This is a genomic window from Affinibrenneria salicis (assembly GCF_008710095.1).
In genome coordinates this window covers 616,384-637,477 of sequence record NZ_VYKJ01000001.1, presented here as the reverse complement: position 1 = coordinate 637,477, position 21,094 = coordinate 616,384, and the positions used below count along the sequence as shown (strand labels likewise).

The window sequence follows — 21,094 nt, the reverse complement described above, 5'->3', positions numbered from 1 at the left end:
GAGCATAGCGGATGAGCGCAACGGAAGATTTCGCCGTCATCGGCGGCGGCATCGTTGGCCTGGCGATCGCCTATGGACTGCGGCGGCGCGGTCTGACGGTCACCCTTTATGACGGCGGCGACAATGATTTTCGCGCCTCTCGCGGTAATTTCGGTCTCGCCTGGGTACAGGGCAAAGGTGAACACTGCCCGCAGTACAGCGAACTGTCGCGACTGTCCAGCGAGCGCTGGCAGGCGTTTGCGGATGCCTTGCTGCGAGAAACCGGTATCGACTGCGAGTTTCGCCGCCCCGGCGGCATTAATATTTGCCTGGACGGCGCGGCGCTGGAGGCGGCCCGGGAGCGAATGGAGACTATTTACCGACAAAACCGCCGCCTTGATTATCAAATATGGCCTGCAGCACGTCTGCGTCGGCAGGTGCCGGCGATAGCAGACGGCGTGGCCGGAGCGATTTATTCGCCGCACGACGGTCACGCCAACCCGCTGAATACCCTGCGCGCGCTGATCAAAGCCTTCCAACTGGCGGGGGGAGTCTATCTCCCCGCCACGCCGGTGCGAGAGATCGGACGTGCGGGACAGGATTTTATCCTGCACACCGAACGGGGCGTTGACCTCGCCGGTCGGGTGATACTGGCCTCCGGTCTGGAAAATACCCGGCTCGGCGCGCAGGTCGGGCTGTCAATTCCGATCGAGCCGGTGCGCGGCCAGATTTTGGTGACAGAACGACTCCCGGCCTTTCTGCCTTATCCCACCAGCCTGGTGCGGCAGACCGGGGAAGGCAGCGTGCTGATCGGCGATTCTCAGGAGCGAGTGGGTCTGAACACCGACACCCGGCCGGAAATATTAAGCCGGATTGCCCGACGAGCCCTGTCGGTATTCCCGTTACTCAGCCATGTCCGCGTGGTGCGCGCATGGGGAGCGCTGCGGATCATGACGCCGGACGGCTTGCCGGTATATGGCGCGTCCGTCAGCCATCCCGGCGCCTTCGCCGTCACCTGCCACAGCGGCGTGACGCTCGCCCCGCTGCACAGCACGCTGGTTGCGGACTGGATTGCCGGCGACGGACAGAATCCCCTGTTAGAGGTATTTAATGCCCAACGATTTGCAGTTCAGACCCCTGACGTCGACTAAGGGGCAACCGATTATCATTTGGGTCAACGGCGAGCCGCTGGAAGCCCGTGCCGGCTGGAGCGTGGCCGCCGCGCTGCTGGCGCACGGCGTCGGCGCCTTCGGCCTCTCGGCTATTAACGGGCGGCCCCGCGGTCCATGGTGCATGATGGGCGCATGTTTTCAGTGCCAGGTGCGTATCGACGGCACGCCAGGCCGGCAGGCCTGCATGACGCAAGCCAGAGAAGGGATGCGCATCGACGTTCCCATCCCCCGGGGGGACGTTTGATGACGACCGTCGATGTATTGATCGTCGGCGCCGGCCCCGCCGGGCTGGCCGCAGCGCGTGAAGCGGCGGACGCCGGCCTGTCGGTAGGGCTGGTGGATGAGAATCCGCTGCCCGGCGGCCAGATTTACCGCAATGTTACCGCCTCGCCGCTTGACGATCCCGCCGCCGTTTTCGGCTCTGATTACCTGATGGGCCGCCCCCTGGCCGACCGGCTACCCACCGATCGTCTTCTTTATTTGCCTGCTACGCAGGTGTGGCAGGTGACGCCGGAAAACGTGGTTTACCTGCTGACGCAGAATAATGGCCAGGGCGCGTCATCGCGCGCCGGAGATGGTCTGCGTCAGGTGCAGGCCCGTTTTATCCTGCTGTGCGTCGGCGCGCTGGAGAGGCCCTTGCCGCTGCCGGGCTGGACTTTGCCCGGCGCCATGACCGTCGGCGCGGCGCAACTGCTGATGAAATCCGCCGGACTGTTGCCGCCGCAGGACAGCGTGTTGCTCGGCAACGGGCCGCTGCTGCTGCTGTTCGCCGCCCAGGTTATCCGCGCCGGCGGACGTATCCAGGCCATCGTCGAGACCACCACGCCCCGCCACTACCTGCGCGCCCTGCGTTTCCTGGCCGCCAGCGCGCGCCATACGCCGGGATACCTGCTTAAAGGAAGCCGGCTGCTATGGGATATCCGCCAGGCGGGCATCCCCTGCTTCACCGGCGCGAGCGCCCTGACTATCGCCGGCGAGCAGCAGGTGGAAGCGGTGGAATTTGAGCACAAAGGGCGGCGCCGGCGGCTGGCAACCGGCGCGGTTTTCAGCCATGCCGGCGTTATCCCGGCTACCCAACTGGCCGCCGCGCTGGGCTGCCGGCTCCGCTTCGATGAACAACATCAGTACTGGCTGCCTGAACTGGACGAATGGCAGCAAACCAGCCGACCGGGAGTCTTTGTTGCCGGCGATGCCGCCGGCATTATCGGCGCGGGCGCGGCGCCAGCCAGCGGACGGCTGGCGGTCCTGGGGATAATACGCGCAGCCGGCATCAGACGGGCCGCGCCTCCCGCCGCCACACAGGCATACTCCTCGCGGATTGCGCAGTTACCGCCAGATCGACCCGATATTGACCCGCCCGCATCGGCCGTTATTCTGTCCCGTACGGCGGCGTTACGGCGCGAACTGGCGCGCCATGCGGCTATCCGGCCTTTTCTGTCGGCGCTGTATCCGCCGCCCTGCGTCGTCGACGAGCCCGCCGACGACGTGATCCTGTGCCGTTGCGAACAGGTCAGCGTCGGTGACATCCGGGCGGCGGCGCGTGCAGGATGCGCCGGCGTGAATCAGTTAAAAGTGTTCACCCGCTGCGGCATGGGCGCCTGCCAGGGGAGGATATGCGGCGCCATGGCCGCCAGCATACTGGCATTAACCCGGCGGCAACCGATAAGCGACGCCGGCTATTTTCATGCGCGTTTCCCGTTAAAGCCGATCACGCTTGGCGCTATTGCCGCCAGTTATGACGACGCCACGTCATCTCAGACTGAAGGTAATCCCGTCGAAAAAGCGGGGGGGTCATAAGTCGCGTTTTCTCGTCATCGGAGAGCTGGAGAATCGTTACCGACCCGGCGCCGCGTCGTATGGCGCGCCTGGGGAAAACGTCGCCAGGCTCGCCTTTGCCGCCGGCGCAAATGGAACCCGGAGAAGAAATGAAAAACCGCGCCGGGTCTGGCACGACGGCGCGACGGCCCGGTAAGCGGCAGTCTTACCGGGCCGTCGCGCCAGACCTGTTTGCCTGCAGCCCCTCCCGGGAATACCGCCGATTTAGCGCCTGACCAATCAGCGCCGCCGAGCGGCGAATAGCCAGGGGCCGATTTTTGTCGACCACGTCGGTCAATCATCCACCCGGCGCACCGCGCCGCGTGCCGCACTGGTGGTCATCGCGGCGTAGGCCTTGAGCGCTGAAGAGACCCGCCGCCGGCGCGCTGCCGGTTTCCATGCTTTTGTGCCCCGCGCCTCCATCCGCTTCCTGCGTTCCGCCAGGGTTGCATCGTTCACCATCAGCCGAATGGATCGCGCCGGGATGTCGATACAGATGACGTCGCCCTCCTCGATCAGCGCGATAGCGCCCCCCTCCGCCGCCTCGGGCGACACATGTCCGATCGACAGGCCGGAGGAGCCGCCCGAAAAACGGCCGTCGGTAATCAGCGCGCACTTTTTATTAAGCGCCTTAGATTTCAGGTAGCTGGTCGGGTAAAGCATTTCCTGCATGCCCGGCCCGCCGCGCGGCCCTTCATAACGGATAACAACCACATCGCCGGCGCGCACCGCGCCGGAAAGAATGCCGTCGACCGCCTCGTCCTGTCCTTCAAAAACGCGGGCGACGCCTGAGAAACAGAGCATACCGGGATCAACGCTGGCGGTTTTCACAATGCATCCGTCGAGGGCGATATTTCCCGATAACACGGCAAGCCCGCCGTCCTGTGAGAACGCATGTTCAGCATCGCGAAGGCAGCCGGATGTTCTGTTGGTGTCCAGACCGGGGTAATAGTTATTCTGGCTGAATGCGCTGTGGCTACGCACCCCGCCCGGCGCGGCGCGATAGAAACGCCTGACGGCGTCGTCGGCGGCAGATTTCACATCCCAGTGCGCCAAAGCCTCGCCCAGCGTTGACGCATGAACGGTGGGTAAATCGGTATGAATCAGGTCGGCCCGCGCCAGCTCGGCCATCACGCCCATGATCCCCCCGGCCCGATGTACATTTTCCATATGCACATCGGCGACGGCCGGCGACACCTTACACAAGACCGGAACCCGCCGCGACAAGCGGTCAATATCAGCCATTGAAAAATCGACATGCCCTTCGTAAGCGGCGGCCAGCAAATGCAGCACGGTATTGGTCGAGCCGCCCATGGCGATATCCAGCGTCATGGCGTTCTCAAACGCCGCAAAGCTGGCTATAGAACGCGGTAATACGCTGATATCGTCCTGTTCATAATATCGACGGCTCAACGCGACAATCTTTCTGCCGGACTCAATAAACAGATCTTTGCGCAGCGCATGCGTCGCCAGCATAGAGCCGTTGCCGGGAAGAGCCAGCCCGAGCGCTTCGGTCAGACAGTTCATCGAATTCGCCGTAAACATACCAGAGCATGAACCGCAGGTCGGGCAGGCGACATTTTCCACGGCGGCCACCTCGTCATCGGACATTCCATCATCAGCGGCAATCACCATCGCATCGATCAGGTCGAACGCCCGCGCCTTGTCGCGCAGCCTGAGTTTGCCTGACTCCATCGGACCGCCGGAAACGAATATCGTCGGGATATTCAGGCGCAGCGCCGCCATCAGCATACCCGGCGTGATCTTGTCGCAGTTGGAAATGCAGACCATCGCGTCGACACAGTGGGCGTTTACCATGTACTCGACGCTATCGGCGATCAGCTCGCGCGATGGAAGACTGTACAGCATGCCATCATGGCCCATGGCGATCCCATCATCGACGGCAATGGTGTTGAATTCCTTTGCCACAGCGCCCGACGCTTCTATTTCCCTGGCGACTAACTGGCCGAGGTCTTTCAGATGAACATGGCCAGGCACAAACTGTGTAAAGGAGTTAACCACGGCGATGATTGGCTTATTAAAATCCTCATCCTTCATTCCTGTCGCCCGCCACAGGCTTCTGGCGCCGGCCATATTGCGGCCGTGTGTAGAGGTTCGTGATCGGTAAACTGGCATAAACGCCTCCTCAATAAGCTGAAGGCGCCATGTTAATTTCGACGAAATCGCTTGTGAAATATATTATTCTATAGCCATTAAGTCATCATGGATATTAATCATGGACATCAGACAGCTGAAACACTTCGTCGCGGTCGCGGAAACGCTCCACTTCGGCAAAGCGGCCGAACGGCTTAATATGACCCAGCCGCCGTTGAGTCAGTCGATCCTGTCGCTTGAGAGAGAACTGGGCGAGGCTTTGTTCTCGCGCACGAAAAGAACCGTCGCCCTCACCCCTTTCGGCGAACAGTGGCTGCCGCATGTCAGAAGCGCGCTGGCTTGCGTCAACGCGTTGCCGGGGTTAGCCAACCGGCTACGTAAAGGCGAGGCGGGGCGGCTGGCGTTATCTTTCGTCAGCACCGCCGACTACAGCGTGTTGCCGGCGCTGGTCAGCCAGTATCGCAGTCGTTACCCCACGGTGGACCTGGCGTTAACGGAAGCGACAAGCAATGTGCAAATCGCCTCGCTGCTTAATGACAAGAGCGACGCGGGCATTATCATTCCGCCGGCCAATACGGCATTACCGGCAGAGCTATCCTATAAAAAACTATTATCGGAACCATTAATCGCGGCGCTTCCCGAGTCGTGGGCCCGACAGCAACGGCTCAGGATTATCGATGGCAAACTCTGCCCCTCATCGGTCATAGACGCGCCGTTAATTATTTTCCCTCAACCTCTGGCGCCGGCTTTCCACGCCCTGGTGATGAGCTATTACGCCTCTTACGGAACGCAGGCCAACGTGATTCAGCACGCGATACAGATGCAAACAATCATTAGCCTTGTGGCCGCGGGGATGGGTATCGCTTTAGTGCCTAATTCTCTGCGCCATCTGGCAAGAACCGGCGTCGTCTATCTGGATCTCCTCGATGATCCTCCCCAGTTGGATACCGGGTTAGTGTGGCGAAAAGATAACGCGTCGCCAACGCTAAAAAATCTGATCGCCATCGCGCTGGAAGCGATCTGATATTCAACAACGCCATAAAATGGAACGGCAGAAAATGATCAATATATTTAAAATACCATAAAAAACAATATGTTATTTACTTGACTGAGTAACCGATGGCGGTAACCTGGCGGCGATGAGGGCAAGGGCGTGTTGGCGGAGCGCGCTTAGCCGGAGCCCCTACCAGGGGAAGCGCATCGGGATTCCGTTGCTCGACGCGCGCCTGCCAACTCTACCGCCACCGGTGAGGTGAAGAAGATGCGCTGTAAATTCCTGCTGCCTGTTCTTTTTACGCTGCTAAGCGCGCCGCTGCCCGCTCAGGCCAATGCGCAAATGCCCGAAGAGTTTGTGCGTCAATTTTACGCATGGTATATCGCTGCCGATAATGCGGATCAGCCCGCTGAAATGGATAACGATATTTATCGCTATGTCGCCAAAGCGACGGTGGACCGGGTGCGCGCCGATCTCAAACGGGGCGGCCTGCCGGACGGGGTGAGTTATTTCACCAAAGTGCAGGATTACCATCCCGTGGGCTGGAAAGCCAACACGGTGATCCACCCGGCAACCTCTCTGAATGACGGCGTTACGCTGGTCGCCGAGTCTTTCGGGCAACAAGAAAAAACCGATATCGTTCTATTTCTTAAACAAGAACAGGGTCATTGGCTAATTATGAAAGCCGATGATGTGTTGCCCTGGCCCTAACCTTGATTGACTCGCCGCCGTATGTTCGTCGCGCGGCGCACATACGCCGTTCGGCTCATCCCGCCCTGCAGGATGATTTCCCTGAGGAAAAACCCATGCTCCGGCAGAAATCCGGAGCATGCATCGTTAGCCCATCTCCTTACTCAATATATCGAGACGAATTCATAGCTGCGTTTAACCAGCGTGTTGAGATATTCGGCAAACGAGGGCGCCAGAACAATATAGCTGTCGGGATCGTGCAAATAGCGAATGATCTGCCCGGGGCGGCCGCCATTGATCGGGTTGAAGTCGATATACAGTCTGGAGGTGCCGCCATTATTGATGCAGTGGGCGAAACAGAGCCGCTCGCTGATGGGCAGCCGGATATCAATCTGGCTATCCACCTTGATAATATCCGGATTGGATAACCAGTCGCCGTAAACGTCGGCAATGCTCCAATCTTCGCCGCATTCATCAATAATCTGCCGGCAGGAAAGCAGATAGTAGCCAAAATCATCGCCGACATCCGAAGCCAGCATGGGAACGCTCACGGTAACGTCGCCGTAATCCCGCCAGTAAGTCCCGTCGACCCGCTGCAGCAGCTCGAGTAGCTCCGTCGGACAGGCGGGATAGCGCGTTTTCACCTGCTGAATATCCTGCGGCGCAGCGCCTTCAACCGCCGACCAGGGCTCGATATTTTCTTCGTCTAATGCATTAAATACATTATTTAAATGAGTGTCGATAAGCGAATATTTTTCCATCATGGCTTAGGGTTTCCGGCGTTATGTTTAGGCACATTATCGACTAAACGATACGGCGGAGAAAACAACAAAAAATGATTGGGTAAAGATACCGGCCGCGCGGCCGTTAGTCCCTTGAGCGAACGGCGCGCTGCCGGGGCACGATTCTGTTGTGTTCACACCTGAATCAATTATGATGTCGAAACATCAGGTTATCACTATCCATTAGTGAGGTGACGCTTATGCGCAGACTACCGGTTTACCTACTGCTTGATACCTCGGGTTCGATGACGGGAGAGCCGATCGAAGCCGTTAAAAACGGCGTGCAAACGCTGCTGTCCACACTTCGGCAAGATCCCTACGCGCTGGAAACCGCGTATGTTTCCGTCATCACGTTTGACTCCACCGCTCGCCAGGCTGTTGCTCTCACCGATCTTATCAACTTCAAGGCGCCAGAACTGACCGCCAGCGGTACGACGGCCTTCGGCGAAGCGCTGACTCTGCTGTCCGCCTGCATTGAACGCGAAGTGCATAAAACCACGGCGGAAACGAAAGGCGACTGGCGTCCACTCATCTTCATCATGACCGACGGTTCCCCAACCGACGACTGGCGCGATGGCGTCAGCGCCTTTAAAAATACCCGCACCGGGGTCGTCGTCGCCTGTGCGGCCGGTCAGGCGGCGGAAACGAAAGTACTGAAGGAAATCACGGAGATTGTACTGCAGCTGGATACCGCTGACTCCAGCACGATCAAAGCATTTTTTAAATGGGTTTCAGCGAGTATTTCCGTTGGCAGCCAAAAAGTCGAAGCGGGTAAAAAAGAGGTAATCGGCCTCGATGATTTACCGCCCCCGCCGCCAGAAGTTAATGTTGTACTCTAACAGGATGAAGGAGCCGTTATGTCGGTAAGTCTAAGCAAAGGGCAAGGCGTCAGCCTCAAAAAAAACGAACATGATCTGTCCTCGGTCACGATTGGTCTGGGCTGGGATATCAATGAAGAGAAGAAAGGCTTTCTGCGCGGGCTGCTCAGCGCGAAAAGCGAAGAGTACGATTTAGACGTCATCGCTTTTCTCTGTAACGCGGCCGGCAAGGTTACCGATTTCGGCGATATTCAGAACGGTAAGCCCACGCTGGTCAACAGCGACGTCATTTTTTTCAATAACCTGAAGCACAAATCGGGGCAAATCTGGTTAACCGGCGATAACCGTACGGGCGAAGGCGACGGCGATGACGAGCAGATCATCGTTAACCTGAATACGCTGGATGATAAGTACGCCAAGATCGTGTTTATTGTGCAAATCTATAATGGCGAGCAGCTGGGGCAGCATTTCGGCAAAGTGAAAAACGCCTATATCCGCGCGACGGACGCCAAAAACGTCGAAATGGCGCGTTTTGATCTTTCCGGCGGCGCGGCTTACGCCAATCAGCGTTCGCTGCTCTTTGCCGAACTGGTCAGAGAAAACGGCGGCTGGAAACTGAATGCTATCGGGGAACCCTCTCCGTCGGATACGTTCATCACCCACCTGAAGGATCATGCCTGATATGAGAAGGCTACCGGTTTATTTATTGATCGATACCTCCGGTTCCATGCGCGGGGAGTCCATTCATGCCGTGAATGTGGGTATTCAGGCGATGCTAAGCGCCCTGCGCCAGGATCCTTATGCGCTGGAAAGCGTGCATCTCTCGATTATTACCTTTGATAATGAGGCGAGAGAATACATTCCCCTGACCGCGCTGGAGCACTTTCAGTTTACCGATATTACCGTGCCCAGCAGCGGGGGGACCTTTACCGGCGCCGCGCTCGAATGCCTGATCGACTGCGTCGATCGCGAAGTAAAACGCGCCGATGGCGATCAGAAAGGCGACTGGCGTCCGTTGGTATTCCTGATGACCGACGGCACCCCGTCGGATATGTACGCCTACGGCGAAGCGATTCAGGCAGTCAAAAAACGCGCGTTCGGCTCCATCATTGCCTGCGCCGTGGGGCCGAAGGCGAAACATGAGCATTTGAAGCAGCTGACGCCGCAGGTCGTTGCGCTTGAGACGCTGGATTCAACGGCGTTTGCCGGCTTCTTCAAGTGGGTTTCGGCCAGCGTATCCACCGGCAGCACCAGCGCCGGGGTGACGTCCGGCCAGGACACTCTCCCGCCGCCGCCGCCTGAAATTCAGCTGGTGCTGTAATCCGACGGCAAAGCTCAGGGAAACCGGGCTTTGCCGTTTTATTTTGCGATCATATTGATACAGCTGTCGTTTCAGTCTGAATTAAAAATAAAAATCAATGCCTGATGGGGGTTTCGTTAATGAGAAGACTGCCTGTTTTCTTTGTCCTGGATTGCTCTGAATCGATGATTGGCGACAATCTGCAGAAGATGAATGACGGCCTGCAAATGATCGTCAATGACTTGAAAAAAGACCCGCACGCGCTGGAAACCGCCTATATTTCCGTTATCGCCTTCGCCGGCGTAGCCAAAACCATCGTGCCGCTAGTCGAAGTCGTGTCCTTCTACCCGCCCCGGCTGCCCATCGGCGGAGGAACCAGCCTCGGCGCCGCGCTGCATGAATTAACCCGCCAGATCGACACTCAGGTGATAAAAACCAGCGCCGAACGCAAAGGCGACTGGAAACCGGTGGTCTATCTGCTAACCGACGGTCACCCCACGGACGACATTACGCCCGCCATCAAAAACTGGCAGGAAAAATATTCGAATAAAGTCAATATGATAGCAATAGGCCTCGGATTATCCGCCGATTTGAATATTTTACGTCAGCTCACGGATAACGTTCTGCTCTTCACCGAAGCGCAGGAAGGCGACTTCACCCGTTTCATCAAATGGATCACCGCCTCCGTGGTGGCGCACAGCCGCAGCGTCGGCGACGAATCGCCCCCGCTGTTAAGTAAAACCGATCGGATTGTGCGGCTGGCAAAGGATGAGGTGGCGCGCGCTTACGACGAATCCTGCGTCACCCTGGTCGGGCGCTGTAATAAATCGCGTCGCCCTTATCTGATGAAATATGAAAGGCCCAATGTCACGGTCTCGTCTCTTGATTTTAAGCTGAATATCAACGGCTTTAACCTGACGGGATGTTTTCCCATCGATGAAGACTATTTTGCCTGGAGCGATAACGCCGTTTCCACGCTGCAGGTGAATACCGCGGAACTGCACGGCGTGCCCGGCTGCCCCCACTGCGGCAATGCCACCGCGTTCGCCGTTTGCGCCTGCGGCAAACTGCTGTGCGTCAACGGTCCGGAAGAAGTAATCTGCCCCTGGTGCGAAAAAGGGATCGCATTCAGCCAAAATGACAACAACGCCGATTTTGATGTCAACCGGGGGAAAGGCTGATGACCCAACATACGCCGTTTATCAGGTCGCTGCTGATTCCCATCCTTGCGCAACGGAAGATCACGCTGACGGAAAGCATGCTGGCCACGCTCAGCGCGGATAAGGATATCCAGCGCCTTATTGACGATTTGACGCACAAAGTCCTCGAAAAGGCGCAGCCCGCGACCAATGACACGCCGCCCGCCGCGGAATATCAGCGCGCGGTTATCCCGCCGCTGCCGCCGCTGGCCGCGCCTCAACCCGCGCCGCTTTCGCCGGCGGACATCGCCCTTGCGCAGATAACCGCCGACTCGCGCCCCCGCGCCGGTGAAGAGAACACCGACGCGCCGGCGGCGGACGCCGAAACAAACGAGCAGACCGAACGCGATGACGCGCAAGAGCCGCAGGCCGGCACGCCCTTAGACGCGGCGCCGGCGGCCAGCCCGGCAGACGCCGAAAGTCCGGAATCGCAGCCGGCTGCCGCGCCGTTAAAACCGGGCCAGGTGCCGCGCCAGACCGGCGCCGCCCGCCCGCCGGCGACAACGCCGCCGCCGATCAAAATCAACCTTGCCAACGCGCGGGTGGGCGCGCCCTATCGCGCTACGCTGGATATCCCGCCGGATGACGGCGCCGCCGTTGTGAGCGTCGACATGCCGCAGGATATCGGTCTGGCGTTCGATGCGGAAACCCGCCAGCTGACGGGAACGCCGACGAAGAGCGGCGACTACGAACTGGAGATCAGCTGGACGAGCCGCGAACGCACGCCCCAAACCGCCCGCACGCTGCTGATTATCAATCCGGACCCGCGCAGCCTGTGGAAGGTCATCGAGCCGCCCGCCGACGATAAATATTTCAAGCCGAATATCGATCGGCGGATGATCAGCGCGGGCGAAGTCAACATGGCGGCCGCCAGCCGCAGGGGCCGCTCGCACGAACACGTGGGCGCATTCCGCGATGATGACTTTTTCATCGCCCACGATGCGCAAAACGGCTGGAGCATCATGATCGTGGCCGACGGCGCGGGCAGCGCTAAAAACTCGCGCCAGGGATCGCGCATCGCCGTGCAGACGGCGGGCGAGTTCCTGAGCAAGCGTATGTCGGAGGAGAACGATGACAAATTGCTCGATCTGATTCAGCGCTGGGATGCCGATTCTCATCAGGCGCTCGGTCTCTACTTTTCCCGTCTTTATCACAATGCGGCCCGTCTGGCGGTCAACACCATTAATAATGAAGCCATCAAGGTCGGGGAGCCGGTCAAATCGTTTTCCACCACGCTGCTGGCGACGGTCTCGCTGCGGCTGGGGGAGGAATGGTTCGCGGCCTCATTCTGGATGGGCGACGGGGCCATCGCCGCCTATGGCCCGGCCGGCAAAGTGCGTCTGCTGGGCGCGCCGGACAGCGGCGAATATGCGGGGCAAACGCGTTTTCTCGACAACGACGCAATGAATGACCCCGCGTTTAACAAACGCATTATCATCGGAAAATGGCGGGACGTGTCCCACCTGATCCTGATGACGGACGGCGTTTCCGATCCCTGGTTCGAAACCGATAATGGCCTGCAATCGGGTGAAAAATGGCGTGAGCTGGTGAGCGAATTGTCTCCCGCCCTGCAGGATGAGCAGGCGGCGGAGCGGCTGACCGAATGGCTGAGTTTCTTTTCAGCCGGCAATCACGATGACCGGACGATCGCCGTCTGCTGGTAATCGTTCTGTTATGCTAAGAGTGGGTGAAGCTACATGGCAAAGATTATTACCTGTACGACCGTGGATGGCAAAACGGTCCAGTATGTTGATGACATCATCGGTTCAGGTTCGATGAAAGACGTTTATTTTTCGCCGGATAAATCCTATGTCGTCGCGTTCTATAAAAAGCCGCAAAGCGCGCAGGCCAGAGAACGGATTAACATGATTACCGGCCGTTTCAGGCAAAATATTTTCGAGCAGGCCGGCGGAGAATACTGGCAAGGGCTGTTTTGCTGGCCCACCGACATGATCGAGCACGACGGCAAGCTGGGCATTGTGGTTCCCACCTATCAAAGCCACTTCTTTTTCAAATACGGCTCTAAAAATAACGACTTTCTGTCGATCAAAGGCCGGGAGAAAGAGGGCAAATGGTTCGCCAGCGCCAACAACCAGAATAAGTTCCTCGATCCGCGGGAGCGCGGCAATACGCTGAATTACCTGAAAGTGTGCCTGTTGCTCACGCGCGCGGTGCGTCGCATGCATGCCGCCGGGCTCTGCCATAGCGACCTGAGCTATAAAAACGTGCTGATCGATCCGGAACAGGGACACGCCTGCGTGATCGATATCGACGGCCTTGTGGTGCCGGGGAAATTCCCGCCCGATGTGGTCGGAACGCCGGATTTTATCGCTCCGGAAGTGGTAAAAACCAGCCATTTGCCCAAAGAGGACAAAGACCGTTTTCTGCCCAGCATCAGCACCGATCGCCACGCGCTTGCCGTATTGATCTACATGTATTTGTTTTACCGCCATCCCTTACGCGGCGGCAAAATCCATGACATGGACGACGAACTGCGCGATGAAACGCTTTCCATGGGGGAAAAGGCGCTGTTTATCGAGCACCCGACCGATCGCAGCAACGCGGTAAAAATCAGCCAGGTAAAACCCTCCGCCTTGCCGTGGGCGGACCCGGAGAAAATCCCTTATACGATCATGGGCCCTTATCTCTCGCCGCTGTTTGAAAAAGCCTTTATCAGCGGGCTGCACGATCCGGCGCAGCGACCGACGGCGGACGAGTGGGAAAGCGCGTTAATCAAAACCATCGATCTGATTCAGCCCTGCCAAAATCCGGCCTGCGAACAGCAATGGTACGTTTTCTCCGGGAAAACGCATCCGGTTTGCCCTTACTGCGGCACGCCTTACGCAGGGAAACTGCCGGTGCTGAACCTTTACTCGTCGCGCAAGGCCGGCAGCTATCGTCCCGACGATCACCGGCTGATGGTGTGGAGCGGCCAGTCGCTGTACGCATGGCACGTTAATCGCCTGATAGCGCCCAACGAAAGAACCAGCGAAGAACAGAAAAAACGCGTGGGGTATTTCCAACAGCATCAGGATCAGTGGTGGCTGGTCAATGAAGGCATCCATGATTTGCTGGTGCTGCCGGATAAACAACGGATCGCCATCGGCGATAAACTGCAGCTCACCGACGGCCTGCAATTCGTGCTTTCGCTGGAGGAAGGCGGCAGGCTGGTGGTGGTGCAATTGATCGCCAATTAGCGGCGCGGCTCTCGCGCCGCGCCATCGTCAGATCATGCCGGGAAGGTCAGCGACATGAAACGGTATAGCCTGTTTACAATCCTGTTGTTTTCGCTGTCCGGCGCCGGGCAGCCGCTGGACGCCGGCGATCCGATGCGGCGCATTCTGTTGGATCGGATGCGCAGCGAAATCGATTATCCTGCCGACATCCGGTTTCGGGTTAAACAGCTAAGCGTCAGCGGCGACCGCGCCTATTTCTGCGCCACCGCGCAAACCGACGCCGGCGCGCTACGCATTGACGGCAAGCTCGTACTGTACGATCGGGAGCTGCGCCGCTCGCCGGAAGGCGTCTGGGCGACGAGCGCTAATTTCGATTCATCGGCGGACTCCCCGTCGCGGGCGCGCTGCCATTTCTCGTCTTATCCTCCGGCGCCGGCCGTCGGACAGGCGGGCGACGTGCCGCAGCACCCGGCAGAGCCATCGGCCGACGATGCCCCTGCCCCTGCCTCTGCCTCTGCCTCTGCCTCTGCCTCTGCCTCTGCCTCTGCCTCTGCCTCTGCCTCTGCCTCTGCCTCTGCCCCGCAGGCGATGCTCGCCGGGTTTAAGGCGTTTCAACAGGCGCTGGCTTCCGCCGATGCCGCCTGGCTTAAACACCATATTGTCTTCCCGCTGCCCGGTATCAGCGATGTATTACTGGCGGGCACCGAAGATGAAGCGAGCGGCGACATTTCGCCGGCGCTCTTCGACAAGCACTCAGCCTTGCTGATCAGCCGGTTAAAAAATCTTACTCTGCTCCGCGTCGACGCAGCGAAACGAGAAATCGGCGAGTTCCGGCTTAATGCGTTGACGCCGCAAGCGCAGGCGCGTAAATATTTTCCCGCCGAAGAAGATGGGCAATTCTATTATTATCAGGGCGCGCAAAAAATCACCGTCGAGGGGGTATGCGACGAGCATGGTTTTACTCATTTCGCCGATGACGAACTGGTTGTATTTCTCGGAACCCGCGCCAATCAAACCTTGCCCGGCGTATCGGAAGTGTGCGACGGCGGTATGATTTTACGCTTCAGTATGCGGCAAGGCGCGCTGATGCTGTCGGGAGCGGATTACGTCGGCTAGCTGCGACGCCCCCCGACGCGGGGTTCCGCCTGCGCGCCTTCCGGCGCCATAAAGTGCGCCGTCGCCCTCTGCCGATAATACCCGGCCACCGCGGCAGAGGGCGCGCTGACGTCGCTACGACGGCGTCACCCCTTTCTTCAACAGAATGTTGCCATATTTCGCGCGCTCCCCGCACAGTACGATCGCAAAGGCGCGCGCCGCCCGTTGATAAAAGGCAAAACGGTCGATGCGTTCGATCGGCGGCCCGCCCCGCTCCTGAAACAACGCCTGGCGATAGCGCCGCTCCACGTCCGGGTCCAGCGAATCGCCGGCGACCGGCGCCATCATGACCAGCGGCGGCGCATAGCTGTCTAATTCAAACAGCGGGATCACCGCGGCCAGCAAATCGCTGACCGCCAGGCCATCGGCCCGAATCACCTGCGGACCCAGGCTATGGGCCGGGAAATGGGCGTCGGCGAAGATAATCTCATCGCCGTGCCCCATTTCGGCCAGCGTTTTCAACAGTTGCGGCGAGATCAGCGGGGAAATGTTTTTCAGCATGTCATACTCCTTCAGCCTCTGACGCCAGCGCCTGATAGGCCGCGCGCTGAACGCCGGGATAATAGTAACGATAGCGATAGTCGACCTGCGCGCGCGCGTGTTCCGGCGAGGGGTATGCGCCGCAGCCGGCCCAGGCGAACATGGCGGCGCCCAGCACCGTGGTTTCGGCGTCCTCCAGCACCTTCACCGGCAGGCCGAGAATATCGGCCTTGATCTGGCTCCACAGCGCATTGCGCGAGCCGCCGCCCACCAGCAGCAGTTCCCGCGCCTGAAACGCGCCGATCGACTGCAAAATATCGAGGTTGCGGCGCAGTTGCCCGCTCAGGCTCTCCAGCGCCGCGCGATAGAGATGGCCGCGCGTGGTATCGAGCGTGACGCCGCGCCAGCCGGCCTGCCGCGCCGGCCCCAGCAGACCGCAGTCCATCCGCACGCCCCCGGCGCCGGGCGGCAGCTCAGCGGCCTCATCGTCCATGCTCTGGTACACCGCCGGCGGCGACGCCTCGCGCCACAACAACCGGCGCAGCCATTCCAGCACGCCGGAGGCCAGCCACTGCAGGCCCGGATTAAACAGTCCGGGCTGGCTGTCCAGTTCGCAGGTGGAGCCGTCATAGCGCGGCAACTGCGCGGTATCGACCTGCGGCGTGCGCACCATCAGAATCTCCCAGGTGCCGGAAGAGAGCACCGGCTGCAGCAGACCGGCGCCGGAACCGAACAATGCGAACTGGGTGTCGTGTCCGGCGGAAATCACCGGAATGCCGGCCGACAACCCCAGATGCGCCGCCAGCGCGGGCTGCAAAACGCCGACCATCTCGCCCGCGCTCACCATGCGCGGGAACAGGCGCGGCGATAAACCGGCGCGTTGCAAAATCACCTCGCTGAAACGCTCGCGCCGGACATCCAGCAATTGGCTGGTGCCCGCCATCGTGCGGTCGGTGGTGAATTCGCCGGTCAGACGCTGGTTAATCAGCGAGGAGATAAACAGCCAGGCGTGCGCCTTCTCAAGCAGCGCCGGATGGTATTGCTTCAGCCACAGCAGTTTGTAGAGAGTATTAAAGCTGAACTGCCCGATGCCGGAGAGCGTCTGTAGCGCGTCCGGGGCGATATCGCGCGCCGCCTGCGCCATCATTTCCAGCGTGCGCGGGCATTTCCAGCTGATAATCGGATAGAGCAGTTCGCCGTTTTCGTCCGTCAGCGCGCCGTCCACGCCGAAGGTCGTTACCGTCAGCGCCCGAATATTCAGGCGCGCCGTCTGCGGCGCGATATGCCGGCAGCACGTCTGCAAACGCGCCAGGATGTCATCCAGCGACCAGTTATGCCAGGCGGGATTTTCGGCCGCGGGCCGGCTGGCGTTGGCCACCGCCGCGTTGGCGATAACCCGCCCCTGCCTGTCCAGCGCGATCGCCCGCACGTTCGTGGCGCCGCAATCCAGCACCAGCACCGCCTCTTGTCTCATATCGCCTCCTGGCGGACGACGCGACAGCGCGCCGACCCGCGCCGTTTAACGTTTGTACAGCGGGCCATAGTTTCGGCAGGCGCGATAATCCTGCCCTTCGCTGTCCATGCCGTGGGCCGCCCAGGCCGTCGGACGATAAATCGCCTCATCCGCGACGTTGTGCATACAGACCGGGATCCGCAGCATGGCGGCGAGGGTGATTAAATCCGCCCCCACGTGGCCGACGGTCAGCACGCCGTGATTCGCGCCCCAGTTGGCCATCACCGACCAGACATCGCGAAACGCGCCCTGGCCGGTCAGGCGCGGCGCGAACCAGGTGGTGGGCCAGCTGGAATCCGTGCGTTTATCCAGCGTTGCATGCACCTCCGGCGCCAGGTCGACGCTCCAGCCTTCGGCGATTTGCAACACCGGCCCCAGCCCTTTCACCAGATTCAGGCGGCTCAGGGTAAAAGCCACGCCGCCGCGAGTGAGGAAGCGGGAAGAATAGCCGCCGCCGCGGAAATATTCCTGCAGCGCCGGGCACCATTGCGTAGCGGCCAGGCAGGCTTCCGCTTCCTGCCGGCTGACCTGCCAGTGCGGTTTTATGGTCGGGTTGCCCTGCTCATCCTCCTGACGGCAGGAGCCGTCCAGCGCGGCCGAACCGGAATTGATCAGGTGGATAATGCCGTGTTCGGCGCGTCCGGTCAGTGTTGCGCCGGTCACGCGCGCCACTGATTCGGGCGACCAGAAGGTGCGTACGTCGGCGAAGATCTGAGCCGTGCCGGTCAGCAGGTGGCCGAACAGCATCGAAACGCCGTTCAGGCTGTCGTTTTCCGTCGCCAGGATATAGGGCTGGCGCACGCCGTTCCAGTCAAAAGAACTGTTGAGCAACGCTTCGGCGATATCGCCGTTCGGGTATTGATCGGTCCAGTGGCGCTGGCCCTGAAACCCGGCCGCAATCGCATTGTAGCCCTGCGCCTCCTCGGCCCATCCTTTTTCAGCCAGCCGGGCGTTGCCCTGCATCATGTCGCGGATGCAGATGGTCATCAGCAGGCTTTCACGCAGGACGGCCCGGTTGGCGTAAGCGGTGCGGCGCGACGCCTCGCTGTTTTTGTCTTCGCCGTAACGGAAGTATTTATCCACCCAGCTCAGCGCCAGCCCGAACTCTTGTTCGTCATAGATTTTCTGATCAATACGGCGACGCAGCTCGGTCATATCGACCGACTGAACCTTCATGCCCAGCCAGGATTCGAAAAAATCATGATCGACGATCGAACCGGCGATGCCCATCGATACGCCGCCCAGCGAAAGGTAGCTTTTCCCCTTCATGCCGGCTACCGCCAGCCCGGCGCGAGCAAAGCGCAGCAGTTTTTCCCGCACGTCCGCCGGCATCTGCGTATCGCCGGCGTCCTGCACTTCGCGGCCGTAAATCGCAAACGCCGGGATACCCTTCTGGTTATGCGCCGCCAGCGCCGCCGCCAGATAGACCGCGCCGGGACGTTCAGTGCCGTTAAATCCCCAGATGGCTTTCGGACGCAGCGGATCCATATCAATGGTTTCGCTGCCGTAGCACCAACAGGGCGTAACGGTAATTGTCAGGCCGACGTTCAGTCGGCTGAAGGTTTCCTCGCAAGCGGCGGCTTCCGCCGTGCCGGCGATACAGCCGTCGGCGATCACGCATTCGACGCGGGCGCCGTTCGGGTGGCGCAGTTGCCCGGTCAGCAGTTGCGCCGTCGCCTGCGCCATATTCATGGTTTGTTGCTCCAGCGATTCCCGCACGCCCATTCTGCGGCCATCAATCACCGGACGAATGCCAATTTTAACTAAGCCAGGCGCCATGGTGCTTCCTCAAGGTGATAAATCCGTTTTTATGAAGTATGTCGATACGACTTCACCGCGCCGGAAAAGAAGCGGCCCGGTGAAACGACGAGAAGAGAAATGAAAAGCTAATTCGAATTAGCATAGATATCGGAGCAACAAATAAACAATCACTTTGTGCATAATCTGTGATGATTTTCACGAGTTAGCGGCTTACGCCCGGCCTGAGCAGAAAACACGATTCAGCACTCAGCAATAAATACGTTGAAATTCAAATGAGTAATTAATGACCGTTGCGCATCGTCACAATTTGCCATCAAAGTATTTGTCTGGCGCAGAGAGTTTTACTAGCTTTAAACCACGAAAGCTAACTCGAGTTAGCTTTAAATATCCGCTAAATTTCGCGTTGCCGACGGCAGCCTGAAGCGCCGTGGATATCGGGGTCATGAAAAACGGGTTTGATGCCATGTTATACCGACCGCGCCGGTCGTTGCGCCAGGTTCGCGTTCCGCCGCCTGGAGGTCGAGCGGTTAAATCACCGGCATTCGCCTTTCCCGTTTACAGAGTGCCGCGGCGGGCGCTTATCGCCGCCGTCATTATTGCAGACAGCGAACGCTTAACGCTTGATTAATTTAAGGGAAAGCGCAATGTCAGATCATTTTTTGCAGATGAATAATATTACCAAACGTTTTCCTGGCGTATTGGCATTAAGCAATGTCAGCTTTAATTTACGGCGCGGCGAAGTGCATGCCTTACTCGGGGAAAATGGCGCCGGCAAATCTACGCTGATGAAAGTGTTATCTGGCGTCTACCAGGCCGACGAAGGCGAAATAATTTTCGAAGGAGAAATCGTTAAATTTTCCAGCCCGCTCGCGGCGCAAAATAAGGGAATTACCATTATTCATCAGGAATTTAATCTGTTTCCCGATTTAACCGTCGAAGAAAATATTTTTATTGGCCGCGAATTTTGTAAAAACAATCGCTGGCAGCTGGACGCCAGGGCGCAACGCGCGTCGGTGCTGGATATTTTGGCGAAATTAAACCTGAAAATTAAACCGGACACGCCGGTGGCCGATCTCACCGTCGCCCAACAGCAAATGGTGGAAATCGCCAAAGCGATTTCGGTCAATGCCAAAGTGCTGATTATGGACGAGCCCACCGCCGCTCTGACCTCGAGCGAAATCGACAGCCTGTTCGACGTCACCCGCCTGCTGAAGGAGCAGGGCACCGGCATTGTTTATATCTCCCATCGCCTGGAGGAACTGGCGCTGATTGCCGACCGGGCCACCGTGATGCGCGACGGGCAGTATATCGCCACCGTGGATTACGAAACGGTGCAGATCAACGATCTGATCACCATGATGGTCGGTCGCAAACTGGGCGATATCTACCCGCCGCGCCAGCCCTTTCACCGGCGGGAAAAAGCGCTGGAGGTGAAGAATCTCAACCGCAAAGGGGTGCTGCGCGACATTAACTTCACCCTGTACCGCGGCGAGATCCTCGGCCTGTCGGGACTGATGGGCGCCGGACGCACCGAGCTGGCGCGCGCCCTGTTTGGCGCCGATCCGATCGACAGCGGCGAAATCCGGCTGAACGAGCAACTGGCCGCGGTACGCGATGTCCACCAGGCGATTGAGCAAGGTATCGGTTATTTAACCGAGGATCGGAAAAAAGAGGGGCTGGCGCTGGGATTATCGGTAGAGCTGAATATTATGCTCGGCAATTTCCCTGAATATTCCAACCGCCTCGGCATCGTAAAAGAAAAGCAGAGTCAGGCGATCAGCCAGCAATTAGTCGACGCACTGCGGATTAAAACCCCGCATTTACAGCAAGCGGCGCTGCACCTCAGCGGCGGCAATCAACAGAAGATTATTATCGCCCGCTGGGTATGTAAGGACACCGATATTTTAATTTTTGACGAACCCACCCGAGGTATCGATATCGGCGCAAAACTGGAAATTTATGAACTGATGAACCGACTGGCGGCGAAAGGGAAATCTATCATCATGATTTCGTCGGAGCTGCCGGAAATATTAGGCATGTGCGATCGTATATTAGTCATGCGCCATGGCCGAATCACCGGCGAGCTGAATAACGCCAACGCCACGCAGGAAAATATTATGAAATATGCGACGTTAGAGGATTAAA

At 58.9% G+C, this 21,094-nt stretch carries 18 protein-coding genes; 13 read left to right on the top strand and 5 right to left on the bottom strand.

Annotation, left to right across the window (positions count from 1 at the left end; genetic code table 11):
- The first annotated feature begins 11 nt into the window (after positions 1-11).
- From FJU30_RS02810 to FJU30_RS02800, 3 genes are read left to right on the top strand one after another with little or no spacing between them, the layout of a single operon-like run.
- Positions 12-1,130: an NAD(P)/FAD-dependent oxidoreductase gene (locus FJU30_RS02810; RefSeq protein ID WP_150433749.1), complete on the top strand. Its 1,119-nt coding sequence runs from the start codon at positions 12-14 to the stop codon at positions 1,128-1,130.
- Entirely contained in the window at positions 1,090-1,395 is a 306-nt protein-coding gene (locus FJU30_RS02805) for a (2Fe-2S)-binding protein (protein WP_150433750.1), read from the top strand. The genes FJU30_RS02810 and FJU30_RS02805 overlap by 41 nt, the downstream gene beginning before the upstream one ends.
- Positions 1,395-2,948: a (2Fe-2S)-binding protein gene (locus FJU30_RS02800; protein ID WP_191091519.1), complete on the top strand. Its 1,554-nt coding sequence runs from the start codon at positions 1,395-1,397 to the stop codon at positions 2,946-2,948. Before FJU30_RS02805 ends, FJU30_RS02800 begins: the two co-directional genes overlap by 1 nt.
- A gap of 312 nt (positions 2,949-3,260) precedes the next feature.
- Here FJU30_RS02800 and ilvD read toward each other — a convergent pair whose 3' ends face one another.
- Positions 3,261-5,102 carry a dihydroxy-acid dehydratase gene (ilvD, locus tag FJU30_RS02795; protein ID WP_150433752.1) on the bottom strand — a complete coding sequence of 614 codons (1,842 nt, stop codon included), beginning with the start codon at positions 5,100-5,102 and terminating at the stop codon, positions 3,261-3,263.
- A gap of 100 nt (positions 5,103-5,202) precedes the next feature.
- On the opposite strand from ilvD, the gene FJU30_RS02790 reads away from it, so the two are divergent.
- Together FJU30_RS02790 and FJU30_RS02785 are read left to right on the top strand one after the other, a co-directional pair.
- Entirely contained in the window at positions 5,203-6,105 is a 903-nt protein-coding gene (locus FJU30_RS02790) for a LysR family transcriptional regulator (RefSeq protein ID WP_150433753.1), read from the top strand.
- 237 nt (positions 6,106-6,342) lie between these two features.
- Positions 6,343-6,786: a DUF3828 domain-containing protein gene (locus FJU30_RS02785; RefSeq protein ID WP_150433754.1), complete on the top strand. Its 444-nt coding sequence runs from the start codon at positions 6,343-6,345 to the stop codon at positions 6,784-6,786.
- Between the two features lie 143 nt (positions 6,787-6,929).
- Here FJU30_RS02785 and FJU30_RS02780 read toward each other — a convergent pair whose 3' ends face one another.
- Complete coding sequence (locus FJU30_RS02780; protein ID WP_223881494.1) at positions 6,930-7,529, bottom strand: SMI1/KNR4 family protein; 600 nt, start codon at positions 7,527-7,529, stop codon at positions 6,930-6,932.
- A gap of 218 nt (positions 7,530-7,747) precedes the next feature.
- Here FJU30_RS02780 and FJU30_RS02775 point away from each other — a divergent pair, with 218 nt between their 5' ends.
- The 7 genes from FJU30_RS02775 (at position 7,748) to FJU30_RS02745 (ending at position 15,156) form a co-directional block, all read left to right on the top strand.
- The gene (locus FJU30_RS02775; RefSeq protein WP_150433755.1) at positions 7,748-8,386 is read left to right on the top strand and encodes a vWA domain-containing protein; all 639 of its coding nucleotides are present in this window, start codon (positions 7,748-7,750) and stop codon (positions 8,384-8,386) included.
- Between the two features lie 18 nt (positions 8,387-8,404).
- On the top strand, positions 8,405-9,046 hold the full coding sequence (locus FJU30_RS02770) for a TerD family protein (protein WP_150433756.1): 642 nt from the start codon (positions 8,405-8,407) through the stop codon (positions 9,044-9,046).
- A gap of 1 nt (position 9,047) precedes the next feature.
- Positions 9,048-9,686, top strand: a complete 639-nt coding sequence (locus FJU30_RS02765; RefSeq protein ID WP_150433757.1) for a vWA domain-containing protein — start codon at positions 9,048-9,050, stop codon at positions 9,684-9,686.
- Between the two features lie 119 nt (positions 9,687-9,805).
- Positions 9,806-10,846, top strand: a complete 1,041-nt coding sequence (locus FJU30_RS02760) for a TerY-C metal binding domain-containing protein (protein ID WP_150433758.1) — start codon at positions 9,806-9,808, stop codon at positions 10,844-10,846.
- Positions 10,846-12,528 carry a PP2C family serine/threonine-protein phosphatase gene (locus FJU30_RS02755; RefSeq protein WP_150433759.1) on the top strand — a complete coding sequence of 561 codons (1,683 nt, stop codon included), beginning with the start codon at positions 10,846-10,848 and terminating at the stop codon, positions 12,526-12,528. The genes FJU30_RS02760 and FJU30_RS02755 overlap by 1 nt, the downstream gene beginning before the upstream one ends.
- 33 nt (positions 12,529-12,561) lie before the next feature.
- Positions 12,562-14,061: a helix-hairpin-helix domain-containing protein gene (locus tag FJU30_RS02750; RefSeq protein ID WP_150433760.1), complete on the top strand. Its 1,500-nt coding sequence runs from the start codon at positions 12,562-12,564 to the stop codon at positions 14,059-14,061.
- A 54-nt stretch (positions 14,062-14,115) separates the two neighbouring features.
- The gene (locus FJU30_RS02745) at positions 14,116-15,156 is read left to right on the top strand and encodes a hypothetical protein (RefSeq protein WP_150433761.1); all 1,041 of its coding nucleotides are present in this window, start codon (positions 14,116-14,118) and stop codon (positions 15,154-15,156) included.
- 114 nt (positions 15,157-15,270) lie between these two features.
- Here the strand turns inward: FJU30_RS02745 and fucU are convergent, their stop codons facing one another.
- The 3 genes from fucU to FJU30_RS02730 are packed head-to-tail and all read right to left on the bottom strand — an operon-like array spanning position 15,271 to position 18,967.
- Positions 15,271-15,696 carry an L-fucose mutarotase gene (gene fucU / locus FJU30_RS02740; RefSeq protein ID WP_150433762.1) on the bottom strand — a complete coding sequence of 142 codons (426 nt, stop codon included), beginning with the start codon at positions 15,694-15,696 and terminating at the stop codon, positions 15,271-15,273.
- A 1-nt stretch (position 15,697) separates the two neighbouring features.
- Entirely contained in the window at positions 15,698-17,149 is a 1,452-nt protein-coding gene (gene fucK, locus FJU30_RS02735; protein WP_150433763.1) for an L-fuculokinase, read from the bottom strand.
- A 45-nt stretch (positions 17,150-17,194) separates the two neighbouring features.
- On the bottom strand, positions 17,195-18,967 hold the full coding sequence (locus FJU30_RS02730) for an L-fucose isomerase (RefSeq protein ID WP_150433764.1): 1,773 nt from the start codon (positions 18,965-18,967) through the stop codon (positions 17,195-17,197).
- A gap of 626 nt (positions 18,968-19,593) precedes the next feature.
- Between FJU30_RS02730 and FJU30_RS02725 the strand changes: the two genes are divergently transcribed.
- A complete protein-coding gene (locus FJU30_RS02725) occupies positions 19,594-21,093 on the top strand; it encodes a sugar ABC transporter ATP-binding protein (protein WP_150433765.1) in 1,500 nt (499 codons plus the stop codon).
- The last annotated feature ends 1 nt before the right edge of the window (position 21,094 follow it).

Coding starts and splice junctions, on each gene's coding strand:
- FJU30_RS02775 (WP_150433755.1), top strand. CDS start 7,748: ATGCGCAGACTACCGGTTTACCTACTGCTTGATACCTCGGGTTCGATG.
- FJU30_RS02745 (WP_150433761.1), top strand. CDS start 14,116: ATGAAACGGTATAGCCTGTTTACAATCCTGTTGTTTTCGCTGTCCGGC.
- FJU30_RS02805 (WP_150433750.1), top strand. CDS start 1,090: ATGCCCAACGATTTGCAGTTCAGACCCCTGACGTCGACTAAGGGGCAA.
- FJU30_RS02810 (WP_150433749.1), top strand. CDS start 12: ATGAGCGCAACGGAAGATTTCGCCGTCATCGGCGGCGGCATCGTTGGC.
- FJU30_RS02765 (WP_150433757.1), top strand. CDS start 9,048: ATGAGAAGGCTACCGGTTTATTTATTGATCGATACCTCCGGTTCCATG.
- FJU30_RS02785 (WP_150433754.1), top strand. CDS start 6,343: ATGCGCTGTAAATTCCTGCTGCCTGTTCTTTTTACGCTGCTAAGCGCG.
- FJU30_RS02750 (WP_150433760.1), top strand. CDS start 12,562: ATGGCAAAGATTATTACCTGTACGACCGTGGATGGCAAAACGGTCCAG.
- FJU30_RS02770 (WP_150433756.1), top strand. CDS start 8,405: ATGTCGGTAAGTCTAAGCAAAGGGCAAGGCGTCAGCCTCAAAAAAAAC.
- FJU30_RS02780 (WP_223881494.1), bottom strand. CDS start 7,529: ATGATGGAAAAATATTCGCTTATCGACACTCATTTAAATAATGTATTT.
- fucK (WP_150433763.1), bottom strand. CDS start 17,149: ATGAGACAAGAGGCGGTGCTGGTGCTGGATTGCGGCGCCACGAACGTG.
- FJU30_RS02800 (WP_191091519.1), top strand. CDS start 1,395: ATGACGACCGTCGATGTATTGATCGTCGGCGCCGGCCCCGCCGGGCTG.
- FJU30_RS02725 (WP_150433765.1), top strand. CDS start 19,594: ATGTCAGATCATTTTTTGCAGATGAATAATATTACCAAACGTTTTCCT.
- FJU30_RS02790 (WP_150433753.1), top strand. CDS start 5,203: ATGGACATCAGACAGCTGAAACACTTCGTCGCGGTCGCGGAAACGCTC.
- ilvD (WP_150433752.1), bottom strand. CDS start 5,102: ATGCCAGTTTACCGATCACGAACCTCTACACACGGCCGCAATATGGCC.
- FJU30_RS02755 (WP_150433759.1), top strand. CDS start 10,846: ATGACCCAACATACGCCGTTTATCAGGTCGCTGCTGATTCCCATCCTT.
- FJU30_RS02760 (WP_150433758.1), top strand. CDS start 9,806: ATGAGAAGACTGCCTGTTTTCTTTGTCCTGGATTGCTCTGAATCGATG.
- fucU (WP_150433762.1), bottom strand. CDS start 15,696: ATGCTGAAAAACATTTCCCCGCTGATCTCGCCGCAACTGTTGAAAACG.
- FJU30_RS02730 (WP_150433764.1), bottom strand. CDS start 18,967: ATGGCGCCTGGCTTAGTTAAAATTGGCATTCGTCCGGTGATTGATGGC.